Annotated in this window: 21 protein-coding genes and 1 riboswitch; of the genes, 17 read left to right on the top strand and 4 right to left on the bottom strand. The window is 72.9% G+C overall.

What is annotated here, in order from left to right:
- Positions 1–116 precede the first annotated feature (116 nt).
- A complete protein-coding gene (locus OHT57_RS11750) occupies positions 117–530 on the top strand; it encodes a VOC family protein (protein WP_328746097.1) in 414 nt (137 codons plus the stop codon).
- A 193-nt stretch (positions 531–723) separates the two neighbouring features.
- Here OHT57_RS11750 and OHT57_RS11755 read toward each other — a convergent pair whose 3' ends face one another.
- The 3 genes from OHT57_RS11755 to OHT57_RS11765 form a co-directional block, all read right to left on the bottom strand.
- Positions 724–2,127, bottom strand: coding sequence for a hypothetical protein (locus tag OHT57_RS11755; RefSeq protein WP_328746098.1), 1,404 nt, complete (start codon positions 2,125–2,127; stop codon positions 724–726).
- 190 nt (positions 2,128–2,317) lie between these two features.
- Complete coding sequence (locus OHT57_RS11760; protein WP_328746099.1) at positions 2,318–3,517, bottom strand: alpha/beta hydrolase; 1,200 nt, start codon at positions 3,515–3,517, stop codon at positions 2,318–2,320.
- A 185-nt stretch (positions 3,518–3,702) separates the two neighbouring features.
- The gene (locus OHT57_RS11765; protein ID WP_328746101.1) at positions 3,703–4,434 is read right to left on the bottom strand and encodes a class II aldolase/adducin family protein; all 732 of its coding nucleotides are present in this window, start codon (positions 4,432–4,434) and stop codon (positions 3,703–3,705) included.
- Between the two features lie 194 nt (positions 4,435–4,628).
- Between OHT57_RS11765 and OHT57_RS11770 the strand changes: the two genes are divergently transcribed.
- From OHT57_RS11770 to cobI, 10 genes are all read left to right on the top strand, one after another.
- Positions 4,629–5,360, top strand: coding sequence for a lysozyme (locus OHT57_RS11770; protein ID WP_328746102.1), 732 nt, complete (start codon positions 4,629–4,631; stop codon positions 5,358–5,360).
- Between the two features lie 153 nt (positions 5,361–5,513).
- Positions 5,514–6,755: an inorganic phosphate transporter gene (locus OHT57_RS11775; protein ID WP_328746103.1), complete on the top strand. Its 1,242-nt coding sequence runs from the start codon at positions 5,514–5,516 to the stop codon at positions 6,753–6,755.
- Between the two features lie 30 nt (positions 6,756–6,785).
- On the top strand, positions 6,786–7,007 hold the full coding sequence (locus OHT57_RS11780) for a hypothetical protein (protein WP_020121372.1): 222 nt from the start codon (positions 6,786–6,788) through the stop codon (positions 7,005–7,007).
- A 147-nt stretch (positions 7,008–7,154) separates the two neighbouring features.
- A riboswitch (cobalamin riboswitch) is annotated at positions 7,155–7,296 on the top strand.
- A 100-nt stretch (positions 7,297–7,396) separates the two neighbouring features.
- Entirely contained in the window at positions 7,397–8,338 is a 942-nt protein-coding gene (locus OHT57_RS11785) for a cobalamin biosynthesis protein (RefSeq protein ID WP_328746106.1), read from the top strand.
- On the top strand, positions 8,335–9,846 hold the full coding sequence (locus OHT57_RS11790; protein ID WP_328746107.1) for a cobyric acid synthase: 1,512 nt from the start codon (positions 8,335–8,337) through the stop codon (positions 9,844–9,846). Before OHT57_RS11785 ends, OHT57_RS11790 begins: the two co-directional genes overlap by 4 nt.
- Positions 9,843–13,499 (top strand): cobaltochelatase subunit CobN, encoded by a 3,657-nt coding sequence (gene cobN, locus OHT57_RS11795; RefSeq protein ID WP_328746108.1) that lies wholly within the window; start codon positions 9,843–9,845, stop codon positions 13,497–13,499. Before OHT57_RS11790 ends, cobN begins: the two co-directional genes overlap by 4 nt.
- Entirely contained in the window at positions 13,496–15,499 is a 2,004-nt protein-coding gene (locus OHT57_RS11800; protein WP_328746109.1) for a putative cobaltochelatase, read from the top strand. Before cobN ends, OHT57_RS11800 begins: the two co-directional genes overlap by 4 nt.
- Complete coding sequence (gene cobO / locus OHT57_RS11805; RefSeq protein WP_328746110.1) at positions 15,499–16,098, top strand: cob(I)yrinic acid a,c-diamide adenosyltransferase; 600 nt, start codon at positions 15,499–15,501, stop codon at positions 16,096–16,098. The genes OHT57_RS11800 and cobO overlap by 1 nt, the downstream gene beginning before the upstream one ends.
- On the top strand, positions 16,095–17,546 hold the full coding sequence (locus OHT57_RS11810) for a cobyrinate a,c-diamide synthase (protein ID WP_443053442.1): 1,452 nt from the start codon (positions 16,095–16,097) through the stop codon (positions 17,544–17,546). Before cobO ends, OHT57_RS11810 begins: the two co-directional genes overlap by 4 nt.
- Positions 17,543–18,277, top strand: a complete 735-nt coding sequence (gene cobI, locus OHT57_RS11815; RefSeq protein WP_443053443.1) for a precorrin-2 C(20)-methyltransferase — start codon at positions 17,543–17,545, stop codon at positions 18,275–18,277. The genes OHT57_RS11810 and cobI overlap by 4 nt, the downstream gene beginning before the upstream one ends.
- 101 nt (positions 18,278–18,378) lie before the next feature.
- Here cobI and OHT57_RS11820 read toward each other — a convergent pair whose 3' ends face one another.
- Positions 18,379–19,116 carry a ZIP family metal transporter gene (locus OHT57_RS11820; RefSeq protein ID WP_328746115.1) on the bottom strand — a complete coding sequence of 246 codons (738 nt, stop codon included), beginning with the start codon at positions 19,114–19,116 and terminating at the stop codon, positions 18,379–18,381.
- Positions 19,117–19,211: 95 nt separating this feature from the next.
- Here OHT57_RS11820 and cobM point away from each other — a divergent pair, with 95 nt between their 5' ends.
- Genes cobM through cobC form a run of 6 tightly spaced genes read left to right on the top strand, consistent with a single transcriptional unit; the run spans position 19,212 to position 25,559 of the window.
- Positions 19,212–20,030 (top strand): precorrin-4 C(11)-methyltransferase, encoded by an 819-nt coding sequence (gene cobM, locus OHT57_RS11825; protein WP_328746116.1) that lies wholly within the window; start codon positions 19,212–19,214, stop codon positions 20,028–20,030.
- Positions 20,031–20,035: 5 nt separating this feature from the next.
- Positions 20,036–21,280, top strand: coding sequence for a precorrin-6y C5,15-methyltransferase (decarboxylating) subunit CbiE (cbiE, locus tag OHT57_RS11830; protein ID WP_328753179.1), 1,245 nt, complete (start codon positions 20,036–20,038; stop codon positions 21,278–21,280).
- Positions 21,277–22,959 (top strand): precorrin-3B C(17)-methyltransferase, encoded by a 1,683-nt coding sequence (gene cobJ, locus OHT57_RS11835; RefSeq protein WP_328746117.1) that lies wholly within the window; start codon positions 21,277–21,279, stop codon positions 22,957–22,959. Before cbiE ends, cobJ begins: the two co-directional genes overlap by 4 nt.
- Entirely contained in the window at positions 22,956–23,579 is a 624-nt protein-coding gene (locus OHT57_RS11840; protein ID WP_328746119.1) for a precorrin-8X methylmutase, read from the top strand. The genes cobJ and OHT57_RS11840 overlap by 4 nt, the downstream gene beginning before the upstream one ends.
- Complete coding sequence (locus tag OHT57_RS11845) at positions 23,576–24,499, top strand: sirohydrochlorin chelatase (protein WP_328746121.1); 924 nt, start codon at positions 23,576–23,578, stop codon at positions 24,497–24,499. The genes OHT57_RS11840 and OHT57_RS11845 overlap by 4 nt, the downstream gene beginning before the upstream one ends.
- A complete protein-coding gene (gene cobC / locus OHT57_RS11850; RefSeq protein ID WP_328746123.1) occupies positions 24,489–25,559 on the top strand; it encodes an Rv2231c family pyridoxal phosphate-dependent protein CobC in 1,071 nt (356 codons plus the stop codon). Before OHT57_RS11845 ends, cobC begins: the two co-directional genes overlap by 11 nt.
- The last annotated feature ends 26 nt before the right edge of the window (positions 25,560–25,585 follow it).

A 25,585-nucleotide genomic window follows, 5' to 3' on the forward strand; every position in this document is an offset into this window, starting at 1 on the left:
GAGGCTGTTGTCAGTGGTCGCTGCCAGACTGGTCGACGGATTGACTCTCCGGTTTCCGGTCCCGGCTTCCAGGTCTGTTTCCTGGTCCACGTTTCTGGTCACAAAGGAGTGATCGCATGGCAGGTTCGAGCAGCGGGCGGCCCAGCATCTACCCGACACTGCGGTACGCGGACGCCCGGGCGGCGATCAGGCAGCTCACGGAAGCCTTCGGGTTCACCGAACTCGCGGTGTACGAGGGCGAGGACGGCCTGGTGGCACACGCCGAGCTGGTGCAGGGCAACGGGGCTGTGATGCTCGGTTCGAAGGGGACCAGCAGCGCCTACGACAAGGTGATGAAGGACGCGGGTCCGTCCGGGGTGTACGTCGTCGTGGACGACGTCGACGCACATCATCGCCGTGCCGTGGAGCACGGCGCGGAGATTCTGATGCCCCCGACGGATCAAGACTACGGCTCCCGGGACTACATGGCCCGGGACGCCGAGGGCAATGTGTGGAGCTTCGGGACGTACGCCCCCGACATGGAGGCCTGAGCGCCCGCCGGTGCCGCGACCGGCAGCGTCTGCCCGTCGAGGAGCGGCGTCCGAGCATTCTCTCGGTGTGCCGGCCGGAGTCCCTCGTACTGGACGTGGGTGAGCCCTCGGCCGGCGCGGCGAGTGGGGGTGCCCCCTCCAGGGAGCGTGCCGGACACCGCGACGGGGCGGCCGTCGACGGACGCGGCGGGCCCTAGCTGCCGCCGGTGTGCACCTGGAAGGCGGCGCGGCGGACGGCCTTGGCGAGGGCCGGGTCGGGGTGGGCTGCGGCGAGGGCGACCAGGACCTGCACGGTGCGCGGGTGACCCACGGCCCTGACCTCGTTCAGGAGGGCGTGGACGGTGGGCTGGAGCGCGGACTCCAGGTGCCGGACCAGCATCGGGGCCTCGCCGTGGTCGGCGACGGCGGCCGCGGTGTCGACCCACAGCCAGGTGGCCTCTTCGCGGGTGAGGACCTCGTGGGCGTCCTCCGGGTCGATGCCGTCGTGCTCCGCCAGCCACAGCAGGGCGTACGGCCGCAGGGTGGGCTCGTCGGCCACGGAGCGGACGTCGGGCTCGGCGGGGGCGCCGACCACACGCAGGGCCTCGAAGGCGAGGCCGCGCAGCAGGGCGTCGTCGCCGCGGGCCGCGCCGAGCAGTTCGGTGACGGCGCTGCCGACGGTGCGGGCGGCGAGCCAGGCCCGGTACTCGGCGCGGGCCGCGTTGGGGCGCAGTTGGGCGCAGCCGCGGAGCATCTCGTCGGCGGCGACCTCGATGTTGCCGGCGGGGCTCTGCGCGGCGACGCAGATCTGCTCCAGCTTGACCCACACCGCCCAGCTGCCGAGCGGGGTGAGAGTGGCCTGCCCGTCGCCGTAGGTCAGGGCGCCGACGGAGGCGAGGGCGCGCAGGGCCCAGTCGAGAAGGGGGGCCAGCAGGGCGTCCTGCGGGGCGGCCGCCTCGGTCTCCGGTTCCGGCTGGGGGCCGTAGGGGATCTCGCAGCGCGCGGTGCGCAGTTCGGTGACGCGCTGCTCCAGCAGGTCCAGGAGCTGCTCCACGGGGACGGGCCCGGCGGACAGCTGAAGAAAGGAGAGCACCTGGGGCATGGACGAGACGACTTCGGCGACGGCAGCGGGCTCGCGGTCCGTGGGTTCGGGGAACGCGAGCGACCAGGCGTCGAAGAGGGCGACCCAGCCGCGCAGTACGGCGCTGTCGTCACGGTCCCAGGCGCGCAGCCGCCAGCCTGGGCGTGCGGTGTCGCCGTGCACCTCGACGAGTCCGGCGAGGCGGGCGGTGTCCCAGGCGGCGCGGATCCGGGTCGCGGTCAGGCCGAGGGCCGCGGCCGCGCGCGCGGCTGTCTCGTCGGAGAGGGTGCCCTTGCCGTCGGAGCCGGTGCCGTCCCCGCCGGGGCGGAGGGCGTCGTCGGCCCAGTGGGCGACGCGGGCCGCGTCGGCCAGACCGGAGCGCGCCATTCTGGCCAGTACCGCGGGCGCCGGGGTGCCTTCCGGCGGGCGCGGCGCGGGGCGGCGTGGGCGCCGCTGGTTCACAGCTGAGGGGGCGGCGGCCAGGGGTCGCGGGCGGACGAGTCGAAGCCTGGAGTCGCGCGGGATACGGGACGTCACGGGTGCAGTCTTCCGGTTGACGGTCCGAAAACCCAAACGGAATGTCACCGCGGGCTACGGGCAGGGCCAACGCCGGGGCCGCGCGGAGGGGCATACGCCGGGATCAGGCCAGTAGTACGCGCTTAAACGGAACCTGCGGAACCGGGTGGGGCCGGGATGCCGGGCGGGGTTCTGCGGGGGTGCCGGGATGTCACATCAAGGGCGTGAGGAAGCGGCGAAGTGCCTCCTCATAGGCGCCGGGGTCGGCATTCCACATCGCCGCGTGCGGGGCCTGACGGACCGTGTGGAGGGTGATCCGGTCGGCGTGGGTGGCGGCGAGACGGCGGGACAGGTCCCAGGGGGCGACCGTGTCGTCCGGGCCGTGGAAGACCAGTGTCGGGGGCGTGCGCCTGGCGTGGCCCGGGCCGACGTCGGTCCGGTCGGTGTCGGTGTCGGTGTCGGTCGTGCGGTCGGTGTACGGGCCGCCGCGGCTCGTGTACAGACCCGAGTCGTCGCTGGGCAGGCCGGCGCGACCCTGTGCCGCGCGTACCGCGAGCGGGAGGAGGACGCCGGGGGTGTGGCGGGCGGCGGCGAGGGCACGCAGGGTCCGCTCCCAGCTGAGGACCGGGGAGTCCAGGACGAGCCCCTTGACGCGGTCGCGCAGGCCGGAGCGGGCGGCGGCCCGCAGGGCCATCGTGGCGCCGGTGGACCAGCCGTGCAGCACGAGTTGGCGGGCGCCGTGGCTGACGGCGTAGCGCATCGCCGCGTCCAGGTCGCGCCACTCGGTCTCGCCGAAGTGGTTCAGGCCGTCGGGCGGGCGGGGGGCGCCTTCGTCGCCGCGGTAGGCGGGGACGAGTACCGGGAAGCGGTGGCGGTGCAGGAACTCCAGGATGTTCAGGGCGTGTTCGCGGGTCGAGCCGAGGCCGTGGACGGCGATGACCCAGGTGTCCCGTACGCCGGGGACGAACCAGGCAGGCAGCGAGCCGAGTTCACCGGGGACGTCGATGTCGGTGTGGTCGATGCCGAGGGCGGACTTCGGGTCGCCGACGTATGCGTTCGGGGTGAGCCAGACCTTGTCGCCGGGTTTCAGGGTGCCGTGGGTGACGCGCTCCAGGCGCCGGACGACCGTGTCGGCGGAGTGGTGCTCCTCCGCGAGGACGGGGCCGACGGTCGCGTGCGAGGCGTCGCCCAGGAGGCCGTAGGTGCCGGGGCGCAGGGCGGCGAGGTCGCGGGTGAGGGCGATGCGGCCGGCGGCCGTGGCGTGCACGGTGAGCCGGGGTTCGCCGGGCAGCGGCCGGCCCGGTGGCGCCTTCAGTCCGGCGTCGCCGGCGATCCTCCCGGCGACGATTCCGGCCGCGCCGGCTGCCAGGGCTGCGGTGACGGCGGCGGCCGTCGCTTTGACACTGCGCACGCCTTTCAGTGTCGCGGTGGGGGCGGGGATGGGCCAGTGGGCGGGTGCGGGTGCCTGCGGCGGCCTGTGCGGGTTCGGTGGGGGCGGGCGTTTTTTGCGCAGTTCCCCGCGCCCCTTTGCGCCGTCGGCGGCCGCGGGTGCGTTGGGGGCTGACCCACCGAACGGCGCCCGGGTGACGGGACCGTTCACCCCCGCTGCCCGTACCCCCGCAACCGTTCCCCGGCCTCCGCCACCTGTTGCTCCGTCAGGAGGTTGGGGGTCAGGTCCGGGAGGGAGCGGGCCGTCAGCCACAGGTGGCACATCCACTCCAGTTGGGCCGTGCGGTCGTAGGCCTGGGCGAGGGTGGTGCCGTAGGCGATCGTGCCGTGGTTCTGGAGGAGGCAGGCGGAGCGGTCGGCGAGGGCGTGGAGCATGTTCTCGGCCAACTCGTCGGTGCCGTAGGTGGCGTACGGGGCGACACGGACGGGCCCGCCGAGCGCGCCGGCCATGTAGTGGATCGCCGGGAGTTCGGGGACCAGGGTGGAGACGGCCGTGGCGTGCACGGCGTGGGTGTGGACGACCGCGCCGGCGTCGGTGCTGCGGTAGACGGCGAGATGCATGGGGAGTTCGCTCGTGGGGACCAGGCTGCCGAGGACCTGGGTGCCGTCGAGGTCGACGCCCGTCACGTCGTCCGGCGTGAGGCGGTCGTAGGGCACACCCGACGGCGTGACCAGGACCGTGTCCCCGACGCGCACCGAGACGTTGCCGGAAGTGCCGACGACCAGTCCGTCGGAGACGGTGCGGCGGGCCGTGGCGACCAGTTCCTCCCAGGCGTCGGCCTCCTCGGCGTGCACACCTCTCCCCCACGACTCGAACGCGTCCTGTGCGCCGGCTCCGACGCCTCGTACGTCCCGCGGATCCTGCTGCTCCTCAGCCATGCCGCGATCCTGCCAGCCCGCGGTGCCGGGCCGCCTCGGGCCGGGGCACTTCGGGTCGGAAGCCCGGTCTCCGGAAAGGCTCATGTCGGCATACACACCTTTCTTTTGTGGCGTGGCCTGAGATCGTCCGTAATGCATTACCTTTCCCGTACTCTCTGGGCTTTGTCCTGCACGACGCCATTCCCGGGGGATTCATGGCCTTTCACCGAACCCGCGCCCTGGCCGTGTCCGTGGCCGCGCTCACCGTGGGCGGCATGGCGCTCGCCGGGGCGCCGGTCTCGGCGGCGGGGCTGCCCAGGGGGCACGACGTCTCGTCGCACCAGAAGAACGTCGACTGGCCGAAGGCCAGGGCCGGGGGCGCCGAGTTCGTCTACGTGAAGGCGACCGAGTCGACCGACTACCGCAATCCGCACTTCGGGGAGCAGTACGACGGTGCGCGCGGCGCGGGCATCATCCGCGGCGCTTATCACTTCGCGCTGCCGGACAAGTCGTCGGGCAGGGCACAGGCCGCGTACTTCGTGCGCAACGGCGGCGCCTGGTCCGCGGACGGCTGGACGCTGCCGCCCGCGCTCGACGTCGAATACAACCCGTACGACAGGAAACACAAGTGCTACGGCCTGAGCCCGGCGGGCATGGTCGACTGGATCAGGTCGTTCAGCGCCGAGGTGAAGCGGCTCACCGGACGCCGTCCGGTGATCTACACGACCGCCCACTGGTGGAACACCTGCACGGGCGGCAGCGGCGCCTTCGCCTCGAACCACGCGCTGTGGGTGGCCCGCTACCACTCGGCGGACGCGGGTGCCCTGCCTGCCGGATGGTCGAACTGGACGATCTGGCAGTACGACAACAGCGGCGGCCTGCCGGGTGATCAGAATCTCTTCAACGGGTCCGCGAGCCGGCTGAAGAAGTTCGCCCGGGGGTCGTAGCCCTGAGGCACCTGGGCCGTGCGGGGTCAGGAAGGTACGACATACCGAAGGACGCTCACTCCGGTCACCGTGCGGCCCTGCTCAGTTCATCTTCCGTTCACCCAGGTTACCTACGTTCAACTCACCAATGACTTCGAACGATTGCCTGGGTAAATGGAAAACTTCTCGCTGATCCTCGCGATTGTGGTTATCACCGCACTCGCGTTCGATTTCACGAACGGTTTTCACGACACCGCCAACGCGATGGCCACCACCATCTCGACCGGTGCACTCAAGCCCAAGGTCGCGGTGGCCATGTCCGCCGTGCTGAACCTTGTGGGCGCCTTCCTCTCCGTGGAGGTCGCCAACACGATCTCCAAGGGTCTCGTCGACGAGAGCGGCATCCGTCCCGAGGTCATCTTCGCCGCACTGGTCGGCGCGATCCTCTGGAACCTGCTGACCTGGCTGGTGGGTCTGCCCTCCAGTTCCTCGCACGCCCTGATGGGCGGTCTGATCGGCGCCACCATCGCCTCGGCCGGCACGGGCGCAGTCCACGGTGACGCGCTCGTCACCAAGGTCCTGATCCCGGCGATCGCCGCGCCGATCGTCGCGGGCGTCGCCGCCATGCTGGCCACCCGCCTCTCGTACAGGCTGGGCAGGAAGGCCGACGGCAAGGCCGCCGCGAAGGGCTACCGCACCGGGCAGATCGCCTCGGCCGGCCTGGTCTCGCTCGCCCACGGCACGAACGACGCGCAGAAGACGATGGGCATCATCACCCTCGCCCTGGTCGCCGGCGGCGTCGTCGCACCCGACTCCGACCCGCCCACCTGGGTCATCCTCTCGGCGGGCCTCGCCATCGCGCTCGGCACCTATCTGGGCGGCTGGCGCATCATCCGCACCATGGGCAAGGGCCTGACCGACCTCCAGCCGCAGCAGGGCTTCGCCGCCCAGACCAGCGCGGCCACCGTCATCCTGGCCTCCTCCCACCTCGGCTTCTCCCTCTCCACCACGCACTCCGTCTCCGGTGCGGTGATGGGCGCGGGCCTCGGCCGCAAGGGCGGCATCGTCCGCTGGTCCACGGCCACCCGCATGCTGGTCGCCTGGTGCCTGACGCTCCCGGCGGCGGCCCTGGTGGGCGCCCTGGCCGAGTCGGTCACGAACCTCGGCGACGGGGGTACGGCGGCGGTGGCGGTCTTCCTCATCGCCTCCAGCGCGGCCATCTGGAAGATCTCGCGGCGCGAGATCGTGGACGCGTCGAACGTCGTCCCCGACGAGCCGGCCGGCGTGGTGACCACGGCGATCGCCGCAGTGGCCCCGCCGCCCACCGGCACGCCGGCCGAGGGCCTCACGGCCACGATCCTGGCCCCTGCCACTGCCACCGCTTCGGAGCCGGCCGCCCCGCCGGCCGCCGTCTGAGCCCGCACCCCGCGCTAAGGAAGCCTCACCATGAAGATCGACTGGGAAGCGCTCGGCTCCGTCTTCGGCGTCAGCCTCGTGGTCACCGTGGGCCTCGTGGCCCTGTTCACCCTCGGCATCATGGGCCTCTCCCGTCAGGAGAGGGCCACGGCCCAGGGTGACTCGGCGGCCCTCGCGGTCACCGGCGCGTACGCCTGCTTCGCAGCCTGCGCGGCGGCGGTGGCGTACGGGATCTATCTGATCGTGGCCTGACGGCACCGATCGCCCGACGGCCGGGCGGGTACGGAACTTCTGGTTCCGTACCCGCCCGGCCGTCCGTGTGCGGCGGGTCCGCCGTCCCCCGGACCGGCGGTGTGGGGTTCTGCACACTCTCCCGCCGCAGGTCAACAGCAAGTTGACTGCCGTTCGGGTGCGTGGTGGACTGCCGGAGCCATGTACGACGGCAGCAGAGGAAGCCGGTGCAAGTCCGGCGCGGTCCCGCCACTGTGACCGGGGTAGGTAGCCCCGGGAGCCAGGAACTCTCGCCGTCGGTCTCGTCGAACCAGGGCGTGGACACCCTGAGTGAGGACATATCGCGATGCCCGCCTGCCCTTCGAGGTACAGCACCAGCAAGCTGCCCGACCCCACGGCGGGCTGACCCCGTGCGTGCCGATCGCGTCTTCGCGTACGGCGCCGCCGCCGGACTTCTCGGGGACCTGCTGCTCGGCGATCCGCGCCGGGGACATCCGGTCGCCGTGTTCGGGCGGGCGGCCGGGGCCGTGGAGCGGGCGTTGTGGCGGGACCACCGGGGGTGGGGCGCGCTGCACACCGCCGTGTGTGTGGGTGGCGCGGTGGCGCTGGGCGCCGTCGCGGAGCATGTCGTACGTCCGTCCCGCACCGCTTCCGTCGTGCTCACCGGAGCTGCCACCTGGGCCGTCGTGGGCGGGACTTCGCTCGTGCGGGAGGCCCGGGTCATCGGACGGGCGCTGGAGGCCGGGGACGTCGAGGCGGCCCGGGACCGGCTGCCTCATCTGTGCGGGCGCGACCCTCAGGCACTCGACGCCGACGGGATCGCCCGGGCGGTGGTCGAGTCCGTGGCCGAGAACACCTCCGACGCCGTCGTGGGCGCCCTCGTGTGGGGCGCCGTCGGCGGGGTGCCGGGGCTGCTCGGGTTCCGGGCCGTGAACACGCTGGACGCCATGGTGGGGCACAAGTCGCCCCGGTACAGGCGGTTCGGGTGGGCCTCCGCCCGGTGCGACGACCTCGCCGGGTGGCCGGGGGCGCGGCTGACCGCCGTACTCGCCGCTGCCGCGGGGGACAGTCCTCGGGGTGCGGTGCGGGCCTGGCAGGAGGATGCCGGCAGGCATCCGAGTCCCAACGCCGGTCCTGTCGAGGCCTCGTTCGCCGGCGCCCTGGGTGTCCGGCTCGGGGGGACGCTGTCGTACGCGGGGCGGGTCGAGCACCGGCCCGTGCTGAATCAAGGAGGGCGCGCTGTCGCCGCCGCCGACATCGAGCGCGCCGCACGGCTCTCGCGGCGTGTGGGGCTGCTCGCGCTCGGCGTCGGTGCCGTCGCGCGGATCGTCGTGAAGGGACGTGGGGCATGAGCGGTGGGGGGCTTCTCGTCGCCGGTACCACCTCCGACGCCGGCAAGAGTGTCGTCACCGCCGGGATCTGCCGGTGGCTGGTGCGGCAGGGAGTGAAGGTCGCGCCCTTCAAGGCGCAGAACATGTCACTCAATTCGTTCGTCACGCGCGAGGGCGCCGAGATCGGGCGGGCCCAGGCCATGCAGGCGCAGGCCTGCCGGGTGGAGCCGACCGCGCTCATGAATCCCGTGCTGCTCAAGCCCGGTGGCGAGCAGAGCAGTCAGGTCGTGCTGCTCGGCAAGCCCGTGGGCGAGTTGAGTGCCCGGGGGTATCACGGGGGGCGGCAGCAGCAGCTTCTGGGGACCGTGCTCGACTGTCTCGCCGAGTTGCGGGGCACGTATGACGCGGTGATCTGTGAGGGTGCCGGGAGTCCGGCCGAGATCAATCTGCGGCGCACCGACATCGTCAACATGGGGATCGCCCGCAATGCCGGGCTGCCCGTGCTGGTCGTCGGGGACATCGACCGGGGCGGGGTGTTCGCCTCCTTCTTCGGCACCGTCGCGCTGCTCTCCCCCGAGGACCAGGCGCTCGTCGCCGGGTTCCTCGTCAACAAGTTCCGGGGGGACGTCTCGCTGCTCGAACCCGGGCTCGACATGCTCCACGGGCTCACCGGGCGGCGCACCTACGGGGTGCTGCCGTTCCGGCACGGGCTCGGGATCGACGAGGAGGACGGGCTGCGGGTCTCGCTGCGCGGGACGGTCCGGGAGTCCAACACCGCTCCGCCCGTCGGCCAGGACGTGCTGCGCGTCGCCGTCTGCGCCGTTCCCCTGATGTCCAACTTCACCGACGTGGACGCCCTGGCCGCCGAACCCGGCGTCGTGGTGCGGTTCGTGGACCGGGCGGAGGAGTTGGCGGACGCCGATCTCGTCGTCGTCCCGGGGACCCGGGGGACCGTCCGCGCGCTGGAGTGGCTGCGGGAGCGGGGGTTGGCGGACGCCCTTGTCAGAAGGGCCGCGGAGCAGCGGCCCGTCCTCGGCATCTGCGGCGGGTTCCAGATCCTCGGTGAGCACATCGAGGACGAGGTCGAGAGCCGTCAGGGGCATGTCGAGGGGCTCGGAGTCCTGCCCGTGCGGGTGCGGTTCGCACGGGAGAAGACCCTCACACGCCCCGTCGGCGAAGCCCTCGGCGAGCACGTCGAGGGGTACGAGATCCATCACGGGGTCGCCACCATCGGCGGGGGCGAGCCGTTCTTGGACGGCGTCCGCGTCGGCCAGACCTGGGGCACGCACTGGCACGGTTCGCTGGAGTCGGACGGGTTCCGGCGGGCGTTCCTGCGGGAGGTGGCCGCCGCCGCGGGCCGCCGGTTCGTGCCGGCCCCCGACACCTCGTTCGCCGCGCTGCGCGAGGAGCAGCTCGACCGGCTCGGCGACCTGATCGAACAGCACGCGGACACGGACGCGCTGTGGCGGCTCATCGAGTCCGGCGCGCCGCAAGGACTGCCTTTCATTCCACCGGGAGCGCCCGCATGAGCACAGTGTTGTTGTTGTCGACCGCCGACACGGATCTGCTGGCGGCCCGGGCCGCCTCGGATGCCGGGTACCGGATCGGCAACCCGACGCGCGTCGACGTCATGGACGAACTGCCCGCACTCCTCGACGGCGCGGACATCGCCGTCGTACGGCTGCTCGGCGGCAAACGGGCCTGGGAGGACGGGCTGGCCGCACTGAAGGCCTCGGGCATCCCGACCGTGCTGCTGGGCGGGGAGGCCGTCCCGGACGCCGAGTTGATGGCCGACTCGTCGGTGCCGGCCGGTGTCGTGGCCGAGGCGCTGAAATACCTCGTCGAGGGCGGCCCTGACAACCTCACCGAGCTCGCCCGGTTCCTCTCCGACACGGTGCTGCTGACCGGCGAGGGGTTCGTCGAGCCGCAGAAGATGCCGGAGTACGGCGTCCACGGCTCGTACGCCTTCGAGGAGGGCCGTCCGACCATCGGCGTGCTCTTCTACCGGGCCCATGAACTGAGCGGCAACACCGCCTTCGTGGACACCCTGTGCGACGCGGTCGAAGCGAGGGGCGCCAACGCCCTTCCCGTGTACTGCGGTTCGCTGCGCGGGGCCGACGCGGAGTTCTACGAGCTCCTGGCCAAGGCCGACTGCCTCGTCGCCACCGTCCTCGCCGCCGGCGGCACCCACGCCTCGCAGGCCTCGGCCGGCGGTGACGAGGAGGCCTGGGACATCGGTGCGCTGGCCGACCTCGACGTGCCGGTGCTGCAGGGACTGTGCCTGACGTCGTCGAAGGCCCAGTGGGCCGGTTCCGATGCCGCCCTGTCCCCCATGGACGCGGCGATGCAGGTCGCCATCCCGGAGTTCGACGGGCGGCTGATCACCGTGCCGTTCTCCTTCAAGGAGCAGGGGCCCGACGACGTCCCGGTGTACGTGGCCGACCCGGAGAGGGCCGCGCGGGTCGCCGGGATCGCCGTACGGCACGCCAGGTTGAGGCACAAGCCGAACGCGGAGAAGAAGCTCGCGCTGGTCTTCACCGCGTATCCGACCAAGCACTCGCGGGTGGGCAACGCGGTGGGTCTCGACACTCCCGCCTCGGCGGTGCGGGTGCTCGACTCGCTCCGGGACGCCGGGTACTCGCTCACCGAATACCCCTCCGGCGGCGACGAGTTGATCCACCGGCTCATCGCGGCCGGCGGTCACGATGTCGAGTGGCTGACCGAGGACCAGCTGGCGTCGGCGCCCGCGCGGGTGCCGCTCGCCGACTACCGGGCGTGGTTCGACACGCTCGACCCGAAGCTGCGGGACGCGATGCTGGAGGCGTGGGGTGAGCCGCCGGGATCGCTGTACGTCGACGGGGACGACATCGTGCTGGCCTCGCTGCAGTTCGGGAACGTCGTCGTGATGATCCAGCCGCCGCGCGGCTTCGGGGAGAACCCGATCGCGATCTACCACGACCCGGACATGCCGCCGTCGCACCACTACATGGCCGCCTACCGATGGCTCGAGAACTCTTTCGGCGCCGACGCGGTCGTCCACATGGGCAAGCACGGCACGATGGAGTGGCTGCCGGGCAAGGGACTTGGGCTCAGCGGCGGGTGCGCGCCGGACGCCGTACTCGGTGAACTCCCGCTGATCTACCCGTTCATCGTCAACGACCCCGGTGAGGGCACCCAGGCCAAACGGCGCGGACACGCCACCGTCGTCGACCACCTGGTGCCGCCGATGGCGCGTGCCGACACCTACGGCGACCTGGCCAAGCTGGAGCAGCTGCTGGACGAGTACGCCCTCGTCTCCGACCTGGACCCGGCCAAGGCTCCGGCCGTCCGGGCGCAGATCTGGACGCTGGTGAAGGCGGCCGAGCTCCACCACGACCTGCATGTCGACGAGCAGCCGGACGACACGGCGTTCGACGAGTTCGTCATGCACATCGACGGCTATCTGTGCGAGATCAAGGACGTGCAGATCCGTGACGGGCTGCACATCCTCGGCGGTGGTCCGGTGGGTGAGCCGCGGGTCAACCTCGTGCTCGCCGTGCTGCGGGCCTCGCAGGTGTGGGGCGGTCAGGCCAACGCCCTGCCGGGGCTCAGGGCGTGCCTCGCGGCCCATTACGGGCTCGTCGAGAAGGAGTTGCTCGCCGAGCCGGGCGCCCCGGTGAAGGTCCCGGTCGAGCTGTCCGACCTCGTCGAGGGCCCGTCCCGTACGGCCTCCGACGCGATCGACCTGCTGGAGCAGCTGTGCCGGCGCATGGCGGAGCGGATGGAGGACCTGTCCTGGGACACGACGGCGGCCGCGTCCCTCGTCCGTGACGTCCTCGGCACCGAACTCCCCGACGCGGTGGCGGTGTTGGAGTTCGCCTGCGCCGAGGTCGTGCCCCGGCTCGCCCGCACGACGGACGAGATCGACCACATCCTGAAGGCTCTGAACGGCGGTTACGTCCCGGCGGGTCCGTCGGGCTCCCCCACCCGCGGACTCGTCAACGTCCTGCCGACCGGCCGGAACTTCTACTCCGTCGACCCCAAGGCCATTCCCTCCCGGCTGAGTTGGGAGGTCGGGCAGGCGCTCGCCGACTCCCTCGTGCAGCGGTACCTCCAGGACACCGGCGACTACCCGAAGTCCGTCGGCCTGACGGTCTGGGGCACGTCCGCGATGCGCACCCAGGGCGACGACATCGCCGAGATCCTGGCGCTCCTTGGCTGCCGTCCGGTGTGGGACGAGGCCTCGCGGCGGGTCACCGGCTTCGAGGTGATCGGCCTCGCGGAGCTCGGGCGGCCCCGCATCGACGTCACCGTCCGGATCTCGGGCTTCTTCCGGGACGCCTTCCCGCACGTGGTCGGGCTGATCGACGACGCCGTGCGCCAGGTCGCCGAGCTGGACGAGCCCGCCGAGCAGAACTTCGTGAAGGCGCACGCCGACGAGGACACCGCCGAGCACGGTGACCGGCGGCGGGCCACGGCCCGTGTCTTCGGGTCCAAGCCGGGGGCGTACGGGGCGGGGCTGCTGCCCCTGATCGACGCCCGCAACTGGCGTTCGGACGCCGACCTCGCCGAGGTGTACGCGGTGTGGGGCGGCTACGCCTACGGGCGCGGGCTCGACGGGCGGGCGGCGCGCGGCGACATGGAGACCGCGTTCAAGCGGATCAACGTCGCCGCGAAGAACGTCGACACCCGTGAGCACGACCTCGTCGACGCCGACGACTACTTCCAGTACCACGGCGGCATGGTCGCGATGGTGCGCCACCTGACGGGCACCAACCCCGAGGCGTACGTGGGTGATTCGGCCACTCCCGACCAGGTGAAGACGCGGACGCTCGGCGAGGAGACCCACCGGGTGTTCCGGGCGCGGGTGGTCAACCCACGCTGGATGGCGGCGATGCGGCGGCACGGCTACAAGGGCGCCTTCGAGATGGCGGCGACCGTCGACTACCTCTTCGGCTACGACGCCACGGCCGGCGTCGTCGACGACTGGATGTACGAGAAGCTCAGCGCGGAGTACGTCTTCGACCCGGAGAACCGGGACTTCATGAAGAAGTCCAACCCCTGGGCTCTGCGCGGCATCACGGAGCGGCTCCTTGAGGCCGCCGAGCGCGGTCTGTGGGCCGAGCCGGACGCGGACACCCTGGAGCGGCTGCGGGCCACCTACCTGGAGCTTGAAGGCGACTTGGAAGGTGACGAGAAGTGAGTACCCCGTTTCCGTTCACGGCCGTCGTAGGCCAGGACGACCTGCGGCTCGCGCTGCTGCTGAACGCCGTGTCACCGGCGGTCGGCGGTGTGCTGGTGCGCGGCGAGAAGGGCACGGCCAAGTCGACGGCGGTGCGCGCCCTTTCGGCGCTGCTGCCCGAGGTCGCGGTCGTCGCCGGCTGCCGTTTCTCCTGCGACCCGTCCGCGCCCGACCCCTCGTGCCCGGACGGCCCGCACGAGAGCGGGAACGGCGTCGCGCGTCCTTCCCGCATGGTCGAACTCCCCGTCGGCGCCTCCGAGGACCGGCTGGTCGGCGCCCTCGACATCGAGCGGGCGCTGGCGGAGGGCGTGAAGGCCTTCGAACCTGGGCTGTTGGCGGACGCGCACCGCGGGATCCTCTACGTCGACGAGGTCAACCTCCTGCACGACCACCTCGTCGACCTGCTGCTCGACGCCGCCGCGATGGGGGCGTCGTACGTGGAGCGGGAGGGTGTCTCCGTGCGGCACGCCTCGAAGTTCCTGCTCGTGGGCACCATGAACCCCGAAGAGGGCGAGCTGCGGCCGCAGTTGCTCGACCGGTTCGGACTGACCGTCGAGGTCGCGGCGTCCCGGGAGCCCGACCAGCGGGTGGAGGTCGTACGGCGACGGCTCGCGTACGACGACGATCCGGCCGGTTTCACGGCCCGTTGGGCGGACGAGGAGACGGCCGTACGGCAACGGGTCGTCGCCGCGCGGGAGTTGCTGCCGTCGGTCCGGCTGAGTGACGGGGCGCTGCGGCAGATCGCGGCGACCTGTGCCGCGTTCGAGGTGGACGGCATGCGGGCCGACATCGTGATGGCGCGCACGGCGACCGCGCTCGCGGCATGGGCCGGACGGACGGACGTGCTCGCGGAGGACGTACGGCAGGCCGCGCTGCTCGCGCTGCCGCACCGCAGGCGGCGCAATCCCTTCGACGCGCCGGGACTCGACGAGGACAGGCTGGACGAGACGCTGGAGGAGTTCAGCGGCTCCGAGGACGACGACGAGCCGGATCCGGACGGGCCCGGTGACGGTGGTGGAGACGGCGGGCAGCCGCCGCCGTCCGACGGGCCGGAGGCCGACGGTGATTCCGGTGCGCAGCCGGAGGCCGGCGAGGGCGGTGAGCCGCAGGCCTCGGGCGCGGGTTCGGGTGAGCAGTCCGCCGCGCGGGCTTCCGAGCCGTTCCGCACGAAGGTGCTCAGCGTGCCCGGTCTCGGTGAGGGTGCCGCCGGGCGGCGGTCGCGGGCCCGGACCGAGCACGGGCGGACGACCGGCGCGCGGCGGCCCCGCGGTGCCCTGACCAAGCTGCACCTGGCGGCCACCGTGCAGGCCGCGGCTCCGCATCAGCGGGCCCGGGGGCGGTCCGGGCGCGGTCTCGTGGTCCGGCGTGACGATCTGCGGCAGGCGACGCGCGAGGGGCGCGAGGGCAACCTCGTGCTGTTCGTCGTCGACGCCTCGGGGTCGATGGCGGCGCGGCAGCGGATGAGCGCCGTGAAGGGGGCCGTGCTGTCGCTGCTCCTCGACGCGTACCAGCGGCGGGACAAGGTGGGTCTGGTGACCTTCCGGGGGTCGGCCGCGGAGGTCGCGCTGCCGCCGACGTCGTCCGTGGACGCGGCGGCGGCCCGGCTGGAGACGCTGCCGACGGGTGGCCGTACGCCGCTGGCGGCCGGGCTGCTGCGGGCGCACGAGGTGCTGCGGGTGGAGCGGTTGCGGGATCCCGCCCGGCGGGCGCTGGTCGTCGTGGTGACGGACGGGCGGGCCACCGGAGGGCCCGAGCCGGTCGCCCTGGCGGGGCGGGCGGCCCGGCTGTTCGCCGCCGGCGGGGTCGCCTCCGTCGTCGTCGACTGCGAGTCCGGGCCCGTGCGGCTGGGGCTGGCCGGGCAGCTCGCCGGTGAACTGGGCGGTACCGCGGTGACGTTGGACGAGTTGCGGGCCGACTCGATCGCCGGTCTGGTGAAGGACGTACAGAGGAGGGCCGCGTAATGCCTCAGGGACAGCCGAGTGTGGTGCCGGAGGACGGACTGACGACCCGTCAGCGTCGTAACCGGCCGTTGGTGGTCGTGCACACGGGCATCGGGAAGGGGAAGTCCACCGCCGCGTTCGGGCTCGCGCTGCGGGCCTGGAACCAGGGGTGGCCGATCGGGGTGTTCCAGTTCGTCAAGTCGGCGAAGTGGAAGGTCGGCGAGGAGAACGCGCTGCGGGTGCTCGGTGCCAGCGGCGAGGGCGGGTCCGTCGACTGGCACAAGATGGGCGAGGGCTGGTCCTGGGTCCAGCGCGACGCTCAGATGGACAACGAGGAGAAGGCCCGGGAGGGCTGGGAGCAGGTCAAGCGGGATCTGGCAGCCGAGACGTACAAGCTGTATGTGCTCGACGAGTTCGCCTATCCGATGCACTGGGGGTGGGTCGACACCGATGAGGTGCTCGACGTGCTGCGGGAGCGGCCCGGGACCCAGCACGTGGTCATCACCGGGCGGAACGCGCCCGACAAGCTCGTCGAATTCGCCGACCTCGTGACCGACATGTCCAAGGTGAAGCACCCCATGGACACCGGGCAGAAGGGGCAGAGGGGCATCGAGTGGTGACGTCCTCCGTCCCCCGGCTGGTCATCGCCGCGCCCTCCTCGGGGAGCGGCAAGACCACCGTCGCCACGGGGCTGATGGCCGCGTTCGCCGCGCGGGGGCTCGCCGTGTCCCCGCACAAGGTGGGCCCGGACTACATCGATCCCGGGTATCACGCGCTCGCGAGCGGACGGACGGGACGGAATCTCGACGCTTACCTGTGCGGGCCGGAGCTGGTGGCTCCGCTGTTCCTGCACGGGGCGCGGGGGTGTGACATCGCCGTCGTCGAGGGCGTGATGGGCATGTTCGACGGGGCCGCGGGGGAAGGAGAGCTGGCCTCCACCGCGCATGTGGCGAAGCTGCTGCGGGCGCCGGTGGTGCTGGTGGTCGACGCCTCCTCGCAGTCCCGGTCGGTCGCCGCGCTGGTGCACGGGTTCGCGTCCTGGGATCCGGAGGTGCGGGTCGGGGGCGTGATCCTCAACAAGGTCGCCTCCGATCGGCATGAGGCGTTGTTGCGGGAGGCGTTGGAGTCGGCCGGCGTGCCTGTGTTCGGGGTGTTGCGGCGGGTGGCCCAGGTGGACACGCCGTCCCGGCATCTGGGGCTGGTGCCGGTCGCCGAGCGGCGGGCGGATGCGGTGGACGCGGTCGCGGCGATGGCGGAACAGGTTGCTCAAGGGTGCGATCTGGAGGCGTTGGTCGGGCTGGCGCGGGGTGCGGGGGCATTGCCGTGTGCGGCCTGGGACGCGGCTGAGGTGTTGGGTTTCTCGCCCCCGCCGCCCCTTCCCGTCCCGTCCCCAGGGGCTGCCGCCCCTTCGACCCCGCTCCCAGGGGGCTCCGCCCCCTGGACCCCGGCTCCTCAAACGCCGGAGGGGCTGGTCGTCGCCGTCGCCGGGGGGCCCGCCTTCACCTTTTCCTACGCGGAGCACAGCGAACTGCTCACCGCCGCCGGAGCCGAGGTGGTCGTCTTCGACCCCCTGCACGACGAGCAACTGCCCGACGGGACCGCCGGGTTGGTCATCGGGGGCGGGTTCCCCGAGGTGTACGCCGCTGAACTGTCCGCCAACGAGCCGCTGCGCACAGCCGTTTCCGCGCTCGCGGAGAGCGGCGCTCCCGTCGCCGCCGAGTGCGCCGGGCTGCTCTACCTGTGCCGCGAACTCGACGGGCAGCCCATGTGCGGGGTGCTCGACGCCTCCGCGCGGATGGAGGAGACACTCACCCTCGGCTACCGGGACGCCGTCGCCGTCAGTGACAGTTCGCTCGCCGTCGCCGGGACCCGGATGCGGGGGCACGAGTTCCACCGGACGGTCGTGGAGCCGGGGGCGGGGGACGCGGCCGCCTGGGGGGTACGGGTGCCCCGGCGGCGGTTGGAAGGTTTCGTACAGCGTGGTGTGCACGCGAGCTATCTGCACACGCACTGGGCCTCGGAGCCCGGTGTCGCCCGTAGGTTCGTGGAGAGGTGCCGGACGTCATGAGCAGCAGCAGGTTGATCGGGGTCGGGGTCGGGCCCGGGGATCCGGAGCTGGTGACCGTCAAGGGTGTCAACGCCCTGCGCGCCGCCGACGTGGTCGTCGTGCCGGTCATGGACAGCGGGGAGCGGGGGCGGGCCGAGGCGACCGTTCTGCACTACGTGTCCCAGGAGAAGATCGTCCGGGTCGTCTTCGCTCTCAACGAGCGCAGTGACCACGCCCGGCGCGAGGCCGCCTGGGACGCGGCCGGTGAGCGGGTCGCCCAGCTACTGGCCGCGCACGCGTCCGTCGCCTTCGCGACCATCGGCGACCCCAACGTCTACTCCACCTTCACCTATCTCGCGCAGACCATCCGCGAGCTCGTGCCGGACGTCGTCGTCGAGACCGTCCCCGGGATCACCGCCATGCAGGATCTCGCGGCGCGTTCCGGGGCGGTACTGACCGAGGGCACCGAACCGCTCACGCTCGTGCCCGTCACCGCCGGTTCCGCCGTGCTCAAGGACGCGCTCAACGGGCCCGGGACCGTCGTCGCGTACAAGTTCGGGCGGCAGGCCGGTGAGGTGGCCGAGGCGCTCAGGGAGACCGGGCGGATCGAGGACGCCGTATGGGGATCGGCGCTCGGGCTGGAGTCCGAGTCCATCCGTCCCGCCGGCGAGCTCGACGGGGCTCCCCTGCCGTACCTCTCCACCCTGATCGCACCCGCGCGACGGGACGGCACACGGGGCGGCAAGCTGTGAACCCCGGCCCCGGCCGCAGACCCGGACCCGTCCTTGGGCTGAAACCCGCCCTCGGGCTCGGACCCATACCCGGACGCAGTCCCGCCCCCCGCCCCCGCGGATCAGCCGGCCAGGCCCACGACCAGCCAGATGAAGCCCACGCCCGCGACCGTGCACAGCAGGGTCGAGCGGGCGGGGTGTTCGTGGTGGGCCTCGGGGAGGATCTCGGCTGCCGCGAGGTAGAGGAGTGCGCCGGCGAAGAGGCCGAGATAGCCGCCGAGCAGGCCCTCCGGGATGGTCACGAACGCCGTCGAGGCGGCGCCCACGACCGGGGCCACCGCGTCCGCGACCAGCATGGTCAGGGCTTTGCGGCGGGCGTTCCCGTACAGGCTCGTGAGCGTGTACGTGTTGAAGCCGTCCGCGAAGTCGTGGGCGACCACGGCCAGCGCGACCGCCGTGCCCATGCCGCCGCCCACCTGGAAGGCCGCGCCGATCGCCACGCCGTCCATGACGCTGTGGCCGACCATCGCGCCGGCGGCCGTCAGGCCCACCTCGGGCACCCGCCCGCCGTGCTCCTCCCGTTCCTCGCCGCCGTGCGCCGCCTGGCGGGCGGCCAGCAGGCGTTCCACCAGATGGGCCAGCAGAAAGCCGGCCACGAAGAGGAGCAGGGCCGCCGGTACGCCGAAGACTTCGCCTCCGGCCGCGTGCAGCGCCTCCGGCAGCAGGTCCAGTCCGACCACGCCGAGCATCAGGCCGCCGGCCAGTCCCAGGACCAGATGACGGCGGTCGGTCACGCGCTGTGCCGTCCAACCGCCGGCCAGCGTCATCAGGAACGCGCCGAGCGCGACGAAGACCGCCATAGGGCCTTGGTATCCGATCAACCCCCGTTCGCGCACATCCTGCCGTCGCCCCGGCGACATCCTTGACACCTTTTGCAACGAGAGGACCGATTCCCATGGCCGATGCCCCCACCGGCAAGGTGACCTTCGTCGGTGCCGGCCCCGGCGCCGCCGATCTGCTGACGTTCCGTGCCGCGCGCGCCATCGCCGAGGCCGACGTCGTGATCTGGGCCGCGAGCCTGGTGCAGGCGGAGGTCCTCGAACACGCACGCGCGGAGGCGGAGATCCTCGACTCGGCGGCCATGTCGCTGGAGGACGTGGTCGCGGTGTACGAGCGGGCACGCGAGGAGGGTCTCAAGGTCGCCCGGATCCACTCCGGCGACCCCGCCCTGTGGGGCGGCACGCAGGAGCAGCTGGACCGGTGCTCGCGGATCGGCATCGGGACCGAGGTCGTGCCCGGTGTCTCCGCGTTCTCGGCCGTCGCCGCGCTCGTCCAGCGGGAGCTGACCATCCCCGAGGTCGCGCAGTCCGTCGTGCTCACCCGGCTCGGCGGCGGCAAGACGCCGATGCCGCCCGGGGAGGAGGTGCGGGAGTTCGCCAAGCACGGCACCACCATGGCGCTCTTCCTGTCCGCGGCACGCAGCGGGCAGCTGGTGCGGGAGCTGCTGGAGGGCGGCTATCCGACGTCCACCCCGGTCGTCGTCGCCTATCAGGCGACCTGGCCGGAGGAACTGGTCGTGCGGTGCACGATCGAGACGCTGGAGGAGACCGTCAAGGAGCACAAGCTCTGGAAGCACACGCTGTTCCTGGTCGGCCCGGCCCTGGACGCCGAGGGCACCCGGTCGCACCTGTACCACCCCGGTCACTTCCACGGGTACCGCAAGGCGGACCCGGAGGCCCGGCGGGAGCTGCGGGCGCGGGGTGCGAGCACGTGAGTGGCCTGATCACGGTCGTCGGTACGGGGACGGGGGCGCCGCCCGCGGCCCGGGAGCTGGCCGGTGCCCGGCTCGTGGTGGGAGGGCGCCGGCATCTGGCCGCCGCGCCCGTTCCCGCCGACGCCGAGCAGGTCGTCCTCGGTCCGCTCGCTCCGGCGCTGGACGTCGTCGAACGGCACCTGGAGAAGGACAGCCGCGTCGTGGTGCTGGCCTCCGGTGACCCCGGGTTCTTCGGGATCGTGCGGGTGCTGGCCGAGCGGTTCGGTGCGGGGCGGCTCGATGTCCGGCCCGGGGTGTCGTCCGTCGCCGCCGCCTTCGCGCGGGTCGGACTGCCCTGGGACGACGCCGTGGTGGTCAGCGCGCACGGGCGTGATCTGCGGACGGCCGTCAACGTGTGCCGGGCACGGCCGAAAGTGGCGGTGCTGACGGGGCCGGGAGCCGGTCCCGCCGAGCTGGGAGCCGCGCTCACCGCCGACGCCCGGGTCCTGGTCGTCGCCTCCGCGATCGGCACCGGCGACGAGCGCGTGGAGCGGGTCACCCCTGTGGAGGCCGCCGCCCGGGACTGGGGTTCTGCGGTGAGTGTCGTGCTGTGCCTCGACGAGTCGCGGGCGCTCGGTGCCGTGCGCACGGTCGCCGGGCCCGCCGCCGCGCCCGGCCGATGGGCCCTGGAGGAGGGCGAGTTCACTCACCGGGACTCGATGATCACCAAGTTCGAGGTGCGGGCGCTGGCGCTGGCCCGGCTCGGGCCCCGGCTCGGCGATCTGGTGTGGGACGTCGGCGCGGGCTCCGGTTCCGTGGCCGTCGAGTGCGCGCGGCTCGGTGCCGCTGTCGTCGCGGTCGAGAAGACCCCCGACGGTGTCGGGCGGATCCGCGCCAACGCGGCCGCACACGAGGTCGACGTACGGGTGGTGCACGGGTCCGCGCCGGACGCGCTGGCCGGACTCGACGACCCGGACGCCGTGTTCGTCGGCGGGGGCGGGCGGGAGCTGGCGGACATCGTCGCCGTCTGCGCGCGGCGGGCCCGGCGGAGCGTCGTCGTCGCCATGGCCGCGCTCGACCGGGTACCGGCCGTGCGTGCGGCCCTCACCGGTGCCGGGTTCGGCTGCGACGGCGTACTGCTGCAGTCGTCCCGGCTCGCGCCGCTGCCCGGGGACGTGACCCGGCTCGCGGCGACCAACCCGGTCTTTCTGCTGTGGGGGGCCCGGCACGGCGCCGGAAGCCCCGTCTCTCGTGAAGGAGTTGCTCTGTGATCGGCCTCATTTCCGCCACCGCGGCGGGGGCGGCGGCGCGCGACCGGCTGGCCGCGGCATGGCCGGACCGCACGCGCGTGTACGACGGGCCCGCGGGGGACGCCGTACGGCGGGCGTTCGCGGAGTGCGAGCAGCTCGTGTGTTTCCTGGCGACGGGAGCAGTCGTACGGCTGATCGCGCCGCTGCTCGACGCCAAGGCGTCCGACCCGGGTGTGGTGTGTGTCGACGAGGGCGGGCGGTTCGCCGTGTCCCTGGTGGGCGGGCACGGTGGCGGTGCCAACGAACTCGCCCACCAGGTCGGGGAGTTGCTGGGCGCCGAGCCCGTGGTGACGACGGCGACCGACGCGGTGGGGCTGCCGGGGCTGGACACCCTCGGCCTGCCGGTGGAGGGTGCGGTGGCGGCCGTTTCGCGGGCGCTCCTGGACGGCGAACCCGTCGCCCTGCACAACGAGTCGGCCTGGCCGCTGCCCCCGCTGCCGGTGGCCGCGGAGGGGGCGTACGGCATCCGGGTGACGGACCGTCTCGTCGAACCCTCCGAGCGGGAGGTCGTCCTGCGTCCGCCCACCCTCGTCGTCGGTGTCGGGGCCTCCAGGGGCGCACCGGTCGAGGAGGTACTGGAGCTGATCGAGAGCTCGTTGGTCGAGGCCGGGTTGTCCGTGAGGTCGGTCGCCGGGCTCGCCACCGTGGACGCCAAGGCCGAGGAGCCCGGGATCGTGGCCGCCGCAGAGCGGCTCGGCGTGCCCCTGGTCACCCACTCCGCCGAGGAGTTGGCCGCCGTCGAGGTGCCCAACCCCTCGGACGCGCCCCTGGCCGCCGTCGGGACCCCTTCCGTCGCCGAAGCGGCCGCGCTGCTGAACGGCGGTGAACTCCTCGTCCCCAAGCGGAAGTCGGCCGCGCAGCCCGCCATGGCGACCTGTGCCGTCGTACGGCGTCCCGCGCGCGGCCGGCTCGCGGTGGTCGGGCTCGGTCCGGGTGCCCGGGACCTGTTGACGCCCCGCGCGAAGGCGGAGCTCGGGCGTGCTTCGGTGCTGGTCGGGCTCGACCAGTACGTCGACCAGATCCGTGATCTGCTGCGGCCCGGCACCCGGGTCCTGGAGTCGGGGCTGGGCGCCGAGGAGGAGCGGGCCCGGACCGCGGTGGCCGAGGCGCGGAAGGGACAGGCGGTCGCGCTCATCGGCAGCGGGGACGCCGGTGTGTACGCCATGGCCTCCCCCGCGCTCGCCGAGGCCTCCGACGACATCGACGTGGTCGGCGTCCCGGGCGTGACGGCCGCTCTCGCGGCGGCCGCGATCCTGGGCGCCCCGCTGGGCCACGACCACGTGTCGATCAGCCTCTCGGATCTGCACACGCCGTGGGAGGTCATCGAGCGGCGGGTGCGTGCGGCGGCCGAGGCGGACATCGTGGTCACCTTCTACAACCCCCGTTCCCGGGGCCGGGACTGGCAGTTGCCGAAGGCGCTGGCGATCCTCGCGGAGCACCGGGAGGAGGCGACGCCGGTCGGTGTCGTACGCAACGCGTCGCGGCCCGACGAGTCCGGCCGGCTGACCACCCTGGCCGCCCTCGACCCGGCGACGGTCGACATGATGACGGTCGTGACCGTCGGCAACACGGCGACCCGGAATATCGCGGGGCGCATGGTGACACCGCGCGGCTACCGCTGGCAGGAGGGTGCCGAGTGAACCGTGTCGTCCACCCGATCGAGGTGGAGTCCTACCGGCGGATGCGGGCCCGCCTGGACACTTCGCACCTCCCGCCGTTGACCCGGGCGGTGGTGGAGAGGGTCGTGCACTCCGCCGCCGATCTGGAGTACGCCGGCGATCTCGTCATGGACGAGGGCGAGTTGGAGAAGGCGCACGCCGCGCTGCACTCCGGCGCGCCCGTCGTCACCGATGTGGAGATGGTCGCGGCGGGCATCACCCGGCGGGAGACCGTCTGCCGGCTGAGGGACGCCGAGTCCGGTCCGGGGCTGACCCGTTCGGCCCACGCGATCCGTCTCGCCCACGAGCAGGTCGGCCCGGGGGCGATCTGGGTGATCGGCAACGCCCCCACCGCGCTGGAGGAGTTGCTGACCCTGGACGCGGCCCCGGCCCTGGTCATCGGGCTGCCCGTCGGCTTCGTCGGTGCGGTCGAGTCCAAGGCCGCGTTGCGCGGCAGCGGACTGCCCGCCGTGAGCAACGTGTCCGAGAAGGGCGGTTCGGCGGTCGCCTCCGCCGCGCTCAACGCCCTGCTGTACCACCCCTTTACCCAGCAGCCCCTTGCCCGGAAGACCCCTTCCCAGAAGACCGAGGAGACATCGTGACCACCCCCCAGCCCGCCCTGCTCATCGCCGGTCATGGCACCCGGGACGAGGCCGGCGCCGAGGCGTTCCGTGACTTCGTCCGGGAGCTGGGGGCCCGCCACCCCGAACTGCCCGTCGCGGGCGGCTTCATCGAACTGTCCCCGCCGCCGCTGGCCGACGCGGTGGCCGAGCTGGTGGAGCGGGGCGTCCGCCGGTTCGCCGCCGTACCGCTGATGCTGGTGTCCGCCGGACACGCCAAGGGTGACATCCCGGCCGCGCTGGCCCGGGAGAAGGAGCGGCACGCGGGGATCTCGTACACCTACGGTCGTCCGCTGGGCCCGCATCCGGCGCTGCTGACCGTGCTGGAGCGACGGCTCGACGAGGCGCTGGGCGCCGTCGGGGGCCGCGCTCCCCTGGACCGGGCGGACGTGACCGTGCTGCTCGTCGGCCGGGGCTCCACGGACCCCGACGCCAACGCCGAGGTGTACAAGGCGGCCCGGCTGCTGTGGGAGGGGCGCGGCTACGCGGGCGTGGAGACGGCGTTCGTGTCGCTGGCGGCGCCGGACGTGCCGAGCGGACTCGACCGGTGTGTGGCGTTGGGCGCGAAGAGGGTCGTCGTGCTCCCCTACTTCCTGTTCACCGGGATCCTGCCGGACCGGGTGAAGCAGCAGACCGAGGGCTGGGCGGCGGCGCACCCCGAGGTCGAGGTGCGTTCCGCGGAGGTCATCGGTCCGGAGCCGGAGCTGCTCGACCTGGTGATGGAGCGGTACCGGGAGGCCGTCGCGGGCGATCTGCGGATGAACTGCGACTCGTGCGTGTACCGCATCGCGCTGCCCGGCTTCGAGGACAAGGTGGGTCTGCCGCAGCAGCCGCACTTCCATCCGGACGACGACGGCCACCACCACGGGCATCACCATGGCGCCCACTCCCATGCACACTGACAGCTCCGGCGGCCACGACCTGCGCCACCACGGCGACGCCGAGGTGCGGGACGACGGGGCACGGCTCACCGACCTCGCCGTGAACGTCCGCGCGGACACTCCCCCGGCGTGGCTGCGGGAACGGATCGCGGAGTCGCTGACCGGGCTGGCCGCCTATCCCGACGGGCGCGGGACGCGGGCGGCGGTGGCGGCCCGGCACGAGGTGCCCGTGGAACGGGTGCTGCTGACCGCGGGCGCCGCCGAGGCCTTCGTGCTGCTCGCCCGCGCGCTGACGGTTCGTCACCCGGTGGTGGTGCACCCGCAGTTCACCGAGCCGGAGGCGGCACTGCGGGACGCCGGACACGCGGTCGACCGGGTGCTGCTGCGGGCGCGGGACGGCTTCCGGCTCACCCCGGGAGCCGTCCCCGAGGACGCCGACCTGGTCGTGATCGGCAACCCGACCAACCCCACGTCGGTCCTGCATCCGGCCGCCTCGATCACCGAACTGGCCCGACCTGGGCGGACGTTGGTGGTGGACGAGGCGTTCCTGGACGCGGTGCCGGGCGAGCGGGAGGCGCTCGCGGGCCGCACCGACGTGCCCGGACTCGTCGTCCTGCGCAGCCTGACGAAGACATGGGGTCTGGCCGGGCTCCGGATCGGCTACGTCCTCGCCGCCCCGGAGACGATCGCCGCCCTGGAACGCGCCCAGCCCCTGTGGCCGGTCTCCACACCGGCCCTCGCCGCGGCCCGGGCCTGCATGGAGCCCCGGGCGCTGGCGGAGGCCGCCCACGCGGCGCACCGCATCGCCACGGACCGGGCCCATCTCGTCGCCGGGCTACGGGAGTTCGCCCCGGACGGACTCCGGGTGGTCGAACCGGCGCAGGGCCCCTTCGTCCTCGTACGACTGCCGAAGGCCGCCGCCGTCCGACGGCATCTGCGCGACCTCGGTTTCGCGGTGCGGCGCGGGGACACGTTCCCGGGGCTCGGCGAGGAGTGGCTTCGGCTCGCGGTGCGGGACCGGGTGACGGTGAACCGGTTGCTGCAGGCGCTCGATCAGGCGGTGACGCTGGCGAAGGGCTGACGACCCCGCGCGGAGAATGACACCCT

The organism is Streptomyces sp. NBC_00285 (assembly GCF_036174265.1).
GTDB lineage: Bacteria > Actinomycetota > Actinomycetes > Streptomycetales > Streptomycetaceae > Streptomyces.